We start from the raw sequence: 10,353 nt of genomic DNA, 5'->3' as shown, positions 1-10,353 counted from the left end.
GCGTCGACGCGCGACGGTACCGAGCTGTTCTACCGGATCGACGGACGGGGGCCGCATCGCATTGCGCTCGTCCATTCGCTCGCCGCCGATCACGCCTTCTGGCGTCCGGTGGTCGAGCGGCTCGGCGAGGCGGCGACGATCCTCACCTACGACTGCCGCGGCCACGGCACCTCCGGCAAGCCGAAGGGCCCCTACACGGTGGAGCTGTTCGCCGACGACCTCGCCGACCTCTTCGATGCGGTGCAGTGGCAGACGGCGGTCGTGGCCGGCGCATCGATGGGCGGTTGTGTCGCCCTCGCCTTCGCGGCGCGGCATCCGCAGCGCACCGCCGGCCTCGGCCTGATCGACACCACGGCGTGGTACGGCGCCGACGCACCGCAGCAATGGGCCGAGCGCGCCGGCAAGGCGAGGACCGAGGGCCTGGGCGCGCTGGTCGGCTTCCAGAAGACGCGCTGGTTCGGCGACGCGTTCCGCGAGCAGCATCCGGACGTCGTGGAGGCAGCGGTGGCGACCTTCGTGAGGAACGACGTCGACGCCTATGTGGAGACCTGCCGCATGCTCGGCGCCGCCGACCTGCGCGCCGCGCTGCCCGGCATCCGCGTGCCCACCCGCATCGTGGTCGGCGAGGAGGACTACGCGACGCCACCCGCGATGGCGCAGGTGCTGCACGCCGGCATCGCCGGCTCGTCCTGCACGGTGATCGACAAGGGCCGCCATCTCACGCCGCTCGACAATCCCGACAAGATCGTCGCCGAGCTGCGCACGCTGCTGGAGGCCGCGGCATGAAGTTCTCCGGCGCGTTCACGGTGCCGGCGCCGCGCGAGGCCGTCTACGACCGGCTCGCCGACGCAGACTTCTTCGCCTCCTGCGTCGACGGGGTGCACGACCTCACCGCAGTCGGCGACGGCCGCTACACGGCGACGCTGGAGACCCGCATCGCCTACATCAAGTTCAAGTTCGCCGTGGAGGTGAGCTTCGTCGAGCAGGTGGCGCCGAAGCGGATCGTCGCCAAGGCCGAGGGCACGCCGATCGGCGTCGTCGGCCGGCTCACCTCGACGGCCGCCGCGACGCTGACCGAGGCGGGCGACGCCACCGCGGTCACCTACGAGATCGACGTCGCCCTGGCCGGCAAGCTCGGCAGCATCGGCCAGCCGGTGCTCAAGGCCAAGGCGAAGGAGATGGAGAAGTCCTTCGTGAAGAATCTCGGCGACAAATTCTCGGCCGGCCCCGCCGTCTCGGCGGACCCGGCGGACTCGCGATCGGAGGCGCAGGCGTGAGAGGCTTCGAGCTCGTTCATCCGGGGTCGCTCGCGGACGCGATCGGCCTGCTCGACACCGACGACGACACGGTGCGGCCGTTCTCGGGCGGCACCGCGCTGATGCTGATGATGAAGACGGGCGTGTTCCGGCCGAGCCGGCTCGTCCATCTCGGTCGCATCGGCGACGCCTATTCGGAGATCACGGCGAGCCCCGCGGGTGGCCTGCGCATCGGCGCCATGGCGACGCTGAGCGCGCTGGAGCATTCGCCCGAGGTGATCCGGGTCGCGCCCGTGGTGGCGCGCGCCATGACGCGGCTCGCCAATGTGCGGGTGCGCAACGTCGCCTGCGTCGGCGGCAACCTGGCGCACGGCGATCCGCACATGGATCTGCCGCCCGTGCTGGCGGCGCTCGGCGGCAGCGTGTCGGTCGCCGGCCCGCAGGGCACCCGCGACGTCGCGGTGGAGAAGCTGTTCTCCGGCTATTACGAGACGGTGCTGGGCCGCGGCGAGCTGATCACCGACGTGGTGCTGCCGAGCCAGCGCGGCTGGTCGTCGGCCTATCTGAAATGCACCACGCGCTCGGCCGACGACTGGCCGGCGCTCGGCGTCGCCGTGTCGCTGCGCATCGAGGGCGGCGCGATCTCCGAGGCGCGCGTCGTCGTCTCGGCCGCGACCGAGATTCTGACGCGCCTCACGACGGCCGAGAGCGCCCTCACGGGCGCCGCGGCGGACGAGAGCACGTTCGCGCGCGCCTGCGAGGCGGCGGCCGCCGAGGCCGAGATGGTCGAGGATGCGCGCGGCTCGGCCGACTACAAGACCCAGCTTCTTCGCGTCTATCTGCGGCGTGCGCTGACGCAGGCCGTCCAGGACGGAGCCGTGTCATGACGATCCATCGTCCCACCATCGACCGTCCGATGCCGGCCGGCCAGGTCGGCCGCTCGGTGCCGCGGCTCGAGGCCAGGCAGAAGGTCACGGGCCGGGCCGACTACGTGCACAATCTCGTCGTGCCGCGCATGCTGTACTGCAAGGTGGTGCGCAGCACGGTGCCGCACGGCCGCATTCTCTCGATCGACACCTCGGCCGCCGAAGCGCTGGAGGGCGTCTATCGGGTGGTGACGGCCGACGACATAAGGACCGTCGTTCCGAACCCGTTCTACGGCCCCGCCTTCCACGACCAGCCGGTGCTGGCAGTGGAAAAGGTCCGCCATGTCGGCGAGCCCGTGGTGGCGGTGCTGGCCGAGGATCCGTATGTCGCGGCCGAGGCGGCGCAGCTCGTCACGGTGGAGTACGAGCCGATGGAGGCCGTGTTCGACGAGATCGAGGCGATGACCTCGACGGCGGTCGTGCACGAGGTGCTGAAGCCGGCCGGCACGTTCCCGGATCTCAAGCATCTGGTCGGGCGGCGCGACACCAACATCGCGCTCGACTACCGGCTGCGCCGCGGCGACGTCGACGCCGCCTTCGCGGCCGCCGACCACGTGTTCGCGCACGAGTTCAAGACCCAGCAGGTGATGCACACGCCGCTGGAGCCGATGGTCTCGCTCGCCGAGCCGGGCGAGGACACGCTCACCATCCACACGGCATCGCAGAGCCCGAGCTTCGTGCGCATCGAGATCGCGCGCCTGCTCGGCTGGCCGGAGAATCGCGTGCGCGTGAAGGTGCCGCATCTCGGCGGCGGCTTCGGCGCGAAGCTCTACATCAAGCTCGAGGCGCTGGTGGCGTGCCTGGCGCTGCTGGTGCGGCGGCCGGTGAAGTGGTCGCTCACCATGGAGGAGCAGTTCTATACGATCACCAAGCATGCCAGTACGTTCCGCATCGAGAGCGCCGTCGACAAGGAGGGCCGCGTCACCGGGCGGCGCTGCGAGGTGTTCTGGAACGGCGGCGCCTATGCCGACATCGGGCCGCGCGTGACGCAGAAGTCGGGCTTCACGGCGCCCGGCCCCTACGACATCGACAACGTGTCGATCGACTCCTACGCGCTCTACACCAACCGGCCGCCGGCCGGCGCGCTGCGCGGCTTCGGCATTCCGCAGCTCGTCTGGGCCTACGAGAGCCACACGGATCTGATCGCCCGCGGGCTCGGCCTGGATCCGGTGGCGTTCCGCCGCAAGAACCTGCTGCGCGACGGCCGCCCGCAGGCGACCGGCACGCCGGTGCGCGACGCCGCCATCGAGGGCGTGCTGGACGACATCGCGGCCCGCATGGCGTGGGAGACGCCGTTCGACCGCGGCAGTGGCCCGGTGAAGCGCGGCCGCGGCATCGCGGTCGGCTTCAAGGCGTCGATCGCGCCGACCACCTCGGTCGCCATCGTCAATGTCGCGGCCGACGGCAGCGCCAATCTCTATCTCTCGACCGTCGACATGGGCCAGGGCTCCGACACGGCGATGGCCCAGATCGTCGCCGAGACGCTGACGCTGCGCACCGAGGACGTGAAGGTCGTCCACCCCGACACCGACGTGACGCCCTACGACATGGCGACGCTCGGCTCGCGCTCGACCTTCCACGCCGGCAACGCCGTCAAGCTCGCCGCCGAGCACGCCCGCGACCAGATCGCGGCCCTGGCCGCGAGCCTCGGCCTGCCGCCCGGCAGCAACTACGCGCCGGCGGACCTGTTCAAGAAGAAGTACGGCATGCAGGCCGGCAACATCATCGGAGTCGGCACCTACATCCCCGAGTACAAGTCGCCGGCTCCCGAGACCGGGCTCTCCGACAACGTGACGCCGTTCTGGATGGTCGGCGGCACCGGCGTCGAGATCGAGGTCGACACCGAGACCGGGCACGTGCGGATCCTCCGCATGGTCAACGCCTGCGACCTCGGCCGGCCGCTCAACCCGAAGATCGTCGAGACCCAGATCTCCGGGGCGGCGCTGATGCAGCTCGGCTTCACCATGTTCGAGAACATGGATCTGGACGACGGGCAGGTCACCAACGCCTCGCTCGCCGACTACAAGATCCCCGGCATGCACGACGTGCCCGACCAGATGGAGAGCGTGATCACCGAGGCCGAGCAGAAGAGCGGCCCCTACGGCGCCAAGGGCGTCGGCGAGAGCGCCACCTTCGGCGTATCGCCGGCGATCGCCAACGCCATCCACGACGCCGTCGGCGTGCGGCTGACCGAGATGCCGCTGACCCCTCAGGCCGTGTTCCGGGCGCTGCGCGAGGCGGAACTGAACTCGAGCACGACCAGCGCATGAGAGTATCCGTCATTCCGGGGCGCGCCAAAGGCGCGAAAGTGGAATCCAGTCCCGAATACGGTGCATGCGGCTGGATTCCGGGTCCGGCGCGGCGCGCCGTCCCGGAATGACCGGGCAAACGTCAACGTCGTTTCAGGAACCCGAGCACATGGACGCGTCCGAAACCGTCAAGAAGATCCGCTTCACCCTGAACGGCCGGCCGGTGTCGGCGACGGTCGAGAGTCACGTCGACCTTGTAGACCTGCTGCGCCGCTTCGATCTCGGCGGCGCCCGCGAAAGCTGCGGCCAGGGCCTGTGCGGCTGCTGCACCGTGGTGGTCGACGGGGTCGCGATGTCGGGCTGCCTGACGCTGGCCCAGCTCGTCGACGGCAAGCGCGTCGACACGATCGAGGGCCTCGACCAGACCGGCGCGCTCAGCCCCGTCCAGCAGGCCTTCATCGATGAAGGCGCGTTCCAGTGCGGCTTCTGCACGCCCGGCTTCGTGCTGATGACGCACCAGCTCCTGGAGCGGAACCCGGATCCGAGCGAGCCGGAGATCCGCGATTACCTCGCCGGCAATCTGTGCCGCTGCGCCGCCTATCCCGAGATCATACGCGCCGTGAAGAGCGCGGCCTCCCGCATGCGCGCCTCCGCGGCGGCATGACGCCATTCCGACAATCATAAAGGCGAGGAGACGACCGTGACGGTGCAACCGACGACCCTGGGCGGATCCGACGAGGGCCCCTGGTACAAGAGCCTCGACCGGCGCCAATGGAACACGCTCCTGGCCGCCAATCTCGGCTGGCTGTTCGACGGCTTCGAGAACTACGCGCTGATCCTGACCGCCGGTCCGGCCATGCGCCAGCTCCTCGACCCGTCGCAGCACGCGCAGATCCCCTTCTATATCGGCACCGTCATCGCCATCAATCTGCTCGGCTGGGGCATCGGCGGCATGCTGGGCGGCATCGCGGCCGACTATATCGGCCGCAAGCGGATGATGATGCTCGCCATCCTGGCCTATTCGGTGATGACCGGCCTGTCGGCGATCGCCTGGGACTGGTGGTCGTTCGCGATCCTGCGCTTCCTGGTCGGCATCGCGGTCGGCTCGGAATGGGCGACCGGCTCCTCCATGATGGCCGAGATGTGGCCCGACCGCGCTCGCGGCAAGGGCGCCGGGCTGATGCAATGCGGGCTCGGCATCGGCTTCTTCATCGCCTCGCTGGTGTGGCTGTTCATCGCGCCGCTCGGGCCGGATTCCTGGCGCTGGATGTATCTGATCGGCGTGCTGCCGGCGTTGGTGACGCTGTGGATCCGTCGCTCGATCCCGGAGTCGGAGCGGTGGGAAGCGGCGAGCAGCCGCCGCGCCGCCGCCAAGGCGAGCCGACGCGCCGGTGCCCGCCTCACCGCGGGTGAGGAGCAGCTCACCAAGTTCACGCTACACGACCTGTTCACCGACCGCGAGACGCGCGGCCGCACCATCGTCGTGTTCCTGATGTCGCTCACCACCACGGTCGGCTTCTGGAGCATCTCGACCTGGGTGCCGCCCTTCGTCGGCTCGACCGCGGCGCAGTCCGGCCTCGTCGCTGCGCAGTGGGCCAGCTATGCCGGCATGGCCTACACGGCCGGCTCGATCACGGGCTACATCGCGTTCGGCTTCCTGGCCGACGCGCTCGGCCGCAAGGTCGTCACCATGGCGTTCTTCGCCATCGCGCTGGCGCTGACGCCGGTGCTGTTCTTCGGCACCACCGACCTGAAGCTGCTGCTGCTGTTCGCCTATGTGAACGCGATCTTCTCGAACGGCCAATACACCTGGATGCCGGTGTGGCTGCCCGAGCTCTACCCGACCCGCATGCGGGCGACGGCGCTCGCCTTCGCGTTCAACGCGCCGCGCTTCATCGCCTTCCTGGGCCCGCTGCTGGCCGGCAGCATGATCGTGGCCTTCGGCGGCTTCGGCAAAGCCGCCATGGTGCTGGCCTCGATCTACATCCTCGGGCTCGCGGTGGCGCCGTTCCTGCCCGAGACCAGAGGCAAGCCGCTGCCGGAATGATTCATCCGGTGTAGACCATCCCCGTCGTCCTGAGGTGCTCGGCCGCGGCCGAGCCTCGAAGGATGGACGGCCGCTGACTCACGGGCCGTCGCCCTTCGAGGCCCCGCTACGCCGGGTACCTCAGGGTGACGGACCGACTGGTGAACGAGGTGAAGCAATGACGGTCGAACGCAAGCCCGTGGCCTATGGTGACCTTCGGGGATGGATCGCCGCACTGGAGGCGGCCGGCGAGCTGCACCGGGTGACGTCCGAGGTCGACTGGAACATCGAGCTCGGCACGGTGCTGCGCCTCGCGCAGGGCGCCGGCACCGGCCCGGCCCTGCTGTTCGACAACATCAAGGATTACGGCGCCAACGCCCGCTGCGGTAAGATTTTCGGCGGCGGCCTCGCCAGCTATCGGCGCGTCGCCATGATGCTCGGCCTGTCGCCCGACACGCATCCGCGCGAGCTGGTGAAGATCGGCCGCAGCATCCTGACCGGAACGATCCCGCCCCGCATCGTCGACACCGGCCCGGTGAAGCAGAACATCGTCACGGGCGATGCGATCGACCTGTGGGACTTCCCCTCCCCGTTCTGGAACAAGGTCGACGGCGGACGTTATCTGCTGACCTATGGCGGCGTCGTCACCAAGGACCCCACCACCAACGTGATGAATGTCGGCATCTATCGCGGCATGGTGGCGAGCCGCGATCAGATCCCGATCCTCTTGTGGCGCGCCCAGAACATCGGCCAGCACATGACCGCGTGGGAGCAGGCCGGGCACACGCGCATGCCGGTCGCCGTGGCGATCGGCTGGGAGCCGACGCTCGGCTTCTGCGGCGGCGCACCGATCGCCAAGGGCACCTGCGAGTACGACGTGATGGGCGCCATCCGGGGGGCGCCGGTCGATCTCGTCAAATGCGAGACCGTCGACATCTATGTTCCGGCGACCGCCGAGATCGTCATCGAGGGCTACATCGATTTCGATCCGTCGACCTATGTGATGGAAGGCCCGTTCGCCGAGTTCACCGGCTATGTCGCCGGCGACCGCTCGCCCAAGCCGACCATCAAGGTGACGGCGATCACGCATCGCAACGATCCGATTCTTCGCGGGACGATCGAGGGGTCGCTGCCGGGCAGCTTCTCCGAGAACGCGATCTGCAGCTCGATCATGCGGGCGGCGACCGCCTGGAACGTGCTCGACCGGGCCGGCGTGCCGGGCATCACCGACGTGTGGTGCCCGCCCGTGCATGCCGGCATCAATCTGCTGATCCGGATGAAGCAGAGCTATCGCGGTCAGGCCAAGCAGGCGGCGAACGCGATCTGGGGCTCGTCGGCCGCGCATGTGCGCTACAAGCACATCACCGTGGTGGACGACGACATCGACATCCACGACTACGCCGCGGTCGACTGGGCGATCGCCTACCGGGTCAATGCCGGCGAGGACGACGTGATCATCATGCCGTCGACCTTCGGGGCCGGCCTCGATCCCTCGACGCGCCGGCGCGACCGCAATGCCGCGCTGTTCGGCACCGGCAAGTGGAACCGCCTGCTGATCGACGCGACCATCAATCTCGACTACGACCCCGACCCCGATCTCGGCGGCGCCCGTTTCCCGCCCACCGTGTGGCCGGCGACGGACGAGCTCGAGGCCGTGAGCAAGCGCTGGGACGAGTACGGGCTGCCCGGCACCGTGAAGAAGCCGTAGAGCGGCTTTCTTCACGAGCGCCACATTCCGTCACCCTGAGGTGCTCGGGCGAAGCCCGAGCCTCGAAGGGCGACGGCCCGGGCCGCCCATCCTTCGAGGCCCGGCTGCGCCGGGCACCTCAGGATGACGGTGTCGGGTCGATACGAGCAGAGAGCGCCGGCACACACCGGCACGGATCTCACACGCCGGACGGGACACAAGACTCCGCCGGCTCGTTGTCAGGGAGGAGCAAGCATGAAGAAGGCATTTGTCGCTGCGGCTGTCGCCTGCACGATCGCGGCGATCGGACCGACCCACGCCGCCGATCCCTATCCGACACGCCCCATCACCGTGGTGGTGCCGTTCGCCGGCGGCAGTGCCAGCGACGTCCTGGCCCGCGTCGTGCTCGATCGCATGGGCAACACCATCGGCCAGCGCTTCGTGGTCGACAACCGCCCCGGCGCCGGCGGCAATATCGGCAGCCAGATGGTCGCCAATGCGACGCCGGACGGCTACACGCTGCTCTATGCGGGCTCGGGGCCGATCGCCGTCAACAAGACACTGACGCCCAATCTCGGCTACGACCCCGAGACGGACTTCGCGCCCGTCACGCTCAGCGTCGTGCTGCCCAACGTCATCGTGGTCAACCCGAAAATCCCGGCGAACACGCTCGCCGAGCTGGTCACCTATGCCAAGGCACATCCCAAGGAGCTGTATTACGGATCGGTGGGCATCGGGAGCTCGCAGCATCTCGGCGGCGTCAGCTTCGAGCAGGTGACGGGGGTGCAGATCGTCCACGTGCCGTATCGGGCGGCGAGCCAGATGTCGACCGATCTGATCTCGGGCGAGACGCAGCTCGGCTTCCAGCTCCTGCCCAACGTGCTGGCCGGCATCCGCGGCGGCCAGATCAAGGCGCTCGCCGTCACCGGGGACAAGCGGCTGCCGGCGCTGCCGGACGTGCCGACCGTGGCGGAATCCGGCATCGAGAACTACCGGGCCGGAAGCTGGTTCGCGCTGCTCGCCCCGAAAGGCACACCGCCCGAGATCGTCGCGCGGCTGCAGAAGGAGCACGACGCCGCGATGGCCGACCCCGAGCTGCGCGCCCGCTATGTCGAGCTCGGTGCCGAGCCGGTCGCGCTGGCGCCGGCCGAGGCGGCGAAGTTCATCTCCAACGAGATCGCGACCTGGCGCGAGATCATCCGCAAGGGCGGCATCACGATCGGGCAGTGACGCCCTCGGCGCTCCGTGCCGGCCGCCGAGCAGCGGCCGGCATGGCGCCGTATGAGATGCTCACGCCGCGCTGAGGCTCGCGGTGGACGGCAGATCGGCCTCGATCCGGAACGCCCGGGCCGCGTTGGTCGACACCATCTTGCGGATCTGGCCGTCGTCGTAGCCCAGATCCATGCACAGCCGGATGCCGCGGCGAAAACCTTCGAGCGGCGAATACACGCCGGTCTGGCCGAGATCCGAGCACATGATGGTGCGATCGACGCCGGCGACGTCGATCAGCGCCTTCAGGTCCTCGCCGGTCCGCGTCTTGAACTTCGAGCCCTCGATGAACATGCACAGCGAGTGCTCGACATAGGCGCCGAGCGCGACAAGGCCGCGCACGTCCTCCAGCGACGCCTCGACGATGTCCTCCGGATGGGTGAGGCACAGGGTTGCGACACCGCGGCGCTTGGCCTCCTCGAACACCTTCCAGGTCTCGCTGACATGGAGGTGGCCGCTCGCCAGCACCAAGCCGGTGCGGGCGACGATATCGAGGATCTCCTTGGTGTCGTCGCGCACCGCGCCGTTGTCGTCGAGCACCGGCACGCCGCGCGCCGGCCGCACCTTCTGGGTCGTCGCCGGATGCACCCAGGACGACGTCTTCTCCCAGCGCAGATGGTTCTCCGCGGCGAGCGTCGGCATGAACACGACCTTGCCGCCCATCGCCGCCGTGTGCTCGACCGCATAGGGGTTGAGGCCGCCGACCACGTTGTTGAGCGCGATGCCCGAATAGATCTTGGTGCGCAGCTCGGGGAAGTTCGCGCTGATCAGCGCCGCCGTCGTCACGCCCGCATAGTCGTGATCCTTGGTGATCACCGCGGCGAAGCCGGCCTCCGACATCTGCCGCACCAGCGCCAGATGATCGAGGCCGCGCGGGGCGATCGACGGGCCGGAATGCACATGGGGATCGATCGCGCCGACCAGCAGCGCATCGATCCGC

9 protein-coding genes are annotated in these 10,353 nt (G+C 69.1%); 8 read left to right on the top strand and 1 reads right to left on the bottom strand.

Features of this window, described 5'->3' with window-relative positions:
- The 8 genes from CH341_RS23060 to CH341_RS23025 form a co-directional block, all read left to right on the top strand.
- Nucleotides 1-786, top strand: a 786-nt coding sequence (locus CH341_RS23060; RefSeq protein WP_111421336.1) for an alpha/beta fold hydrolase, incomplete at its 5' end; no start/stop codon positions are given.
- On the top strand, nt 783-1,277 hold the full coding sequence (locus tag CH341_RS23055; RefSeq protein WP_111421335.1) for an SRPBCC family protein: 495 nt from the start codon (nt 783-785) through the stop codon (nt 1,275-1,277). The genes CH341_RS23060 and CH341_RS23055, both read left to right, overlap by 4 nt.
- Nucleotides 1,274-2,143, top strand: a complete 870-nt coding sequence (locus tag CH341_RS23050; RefSeq protein ID WP_111421334.1) for an FAD binding domain-containing protein — start codon at nt 1,274-1,276, stop codon at nt 2,141-2,143. Before CH341_RS23055 ends, CH341_RS23050 begins: the two co-directional genes overlap by 4 nt.
- Nucleotides 2,140-4,452, top strand: a complete 2,313-nt coding sequence (locus CH341_RS23045; protein WP_210208559.1) for a xanthine dehydrogenase family protein molybdopterin-binding subunit — start codon at nt 2,140-2,142, stop codon at nt 4,450-4,452. The genes CH341_RS23050 and CH341_RS23045 overlap by 4 nt, the downstream gene beginning before the upstream one ends.
- Before the next feature lie 148 nt (nt 4,453-4,600).
- Entirely contained in the window at nt 4,601-5,095 is a 495-nt protein-coding gene (locus CH341_RS23040) for a (2Fe-2S)-binding protein (protein WP_111421333.1), read from the top strand.
- Between the two features lie 36 nt (nt 5,096-5,131).
- Nucleotides 5,132-6,478: an MFS transporter gene (locus CH341_RS23035; RefSeq protein WP_111421332.1), complete on the top strand. Its 1,347-nt coding sequence runs from the start codon at nt 5,132-5,134 to the stop codon at nt 6,476-6,478.
- 157 nt (nt 6,479-6,635) lie between these two features.
- A complete protein-coding gene (locus CH341_RS23030) occupies nt 6,636-8,165 on the top strand; it encodes a UbiD family decarboxylase (RefSeq protein ID WP_111421331.1) in 1,530 nt (509 codons plus the stop codon).
- Between the two features lie 234 nt (nt 8,166-8,399).
- Complete coding sequence (locus tag CH341_RS23025) at nt 8,400-9,374, top strand: Bug family tripartite tricarboxylate transporter substrate binding protein (protein ID WP_111421330.1); 975 nt, start codon at nt 8,400-8,402, stop codon at nt 9,372-9,374.
- Nucleotides 9,375-9,434: 60 nt separating this feature from the next.
- Here CH341_RS23025 and CH341_RS23020 read toward each other — a convergent pair.
- The coding region (locus CH341_RS23020) for a DUF6282 family protein (RefSeq protein ID WP_111421329.1) at nt 9,435-10,353 on the bottom strand (919 nt) is incomplete at its 5' end.

Source organism: Rhodoplanes roseus, from assembly GCF_003258865.1.
GTDB lineage: Bacteria > Pseudomonadota > Alphaproteobacteria > Rhizobiales > Xanthobacteraceae > Rhodoplanes > Rhodoplanes roseus.
This window is presented reverse-complemented; position numbering and strand designations above follow the sequence as displayed.

What these genes read in the sequence shown, in the direction of transcription:
- CH341_RS23055 (WP_111421335.1), top strand. Translation starts at nt 783, where the DNA reads ATGAAGTTCTCCGGCGCGTTCACGGTGCCGGCGCCGCGCGAGGCCGTC.
- CH341_RS23045 (WP_210208559.1), top strand. Translation starts at nt 2,140, where the DNA reads ATGACGATCCATCGTCCCACCATCGACCGTCCGATGCCGGCCGGCCAG.
- CH341_RS23040 (WP_111421333.1), top strand. Translation starts at nt 4,601, where the DNA reads ATGGACGCGTCCGAAACCGTCAAGAAGATCCGCTTCACCCTGAACGGC.
- CH341_RS23030 (WP_111421331.1), top strand. Translation starts at nt 6,636, where the DNA reads ATGACGGTCGAACGCAAGCCCGTGGCCTATGGTGACCTTCGGGGATGG.
- CH341_RS23025 (WP_111421330.1), top strand. Translation starts at nt 8,400, where the DNA reads ATGAAGAAGGCATTTGTCGCTGCGGCTGTCGCCTGCACGATCGCGGCG.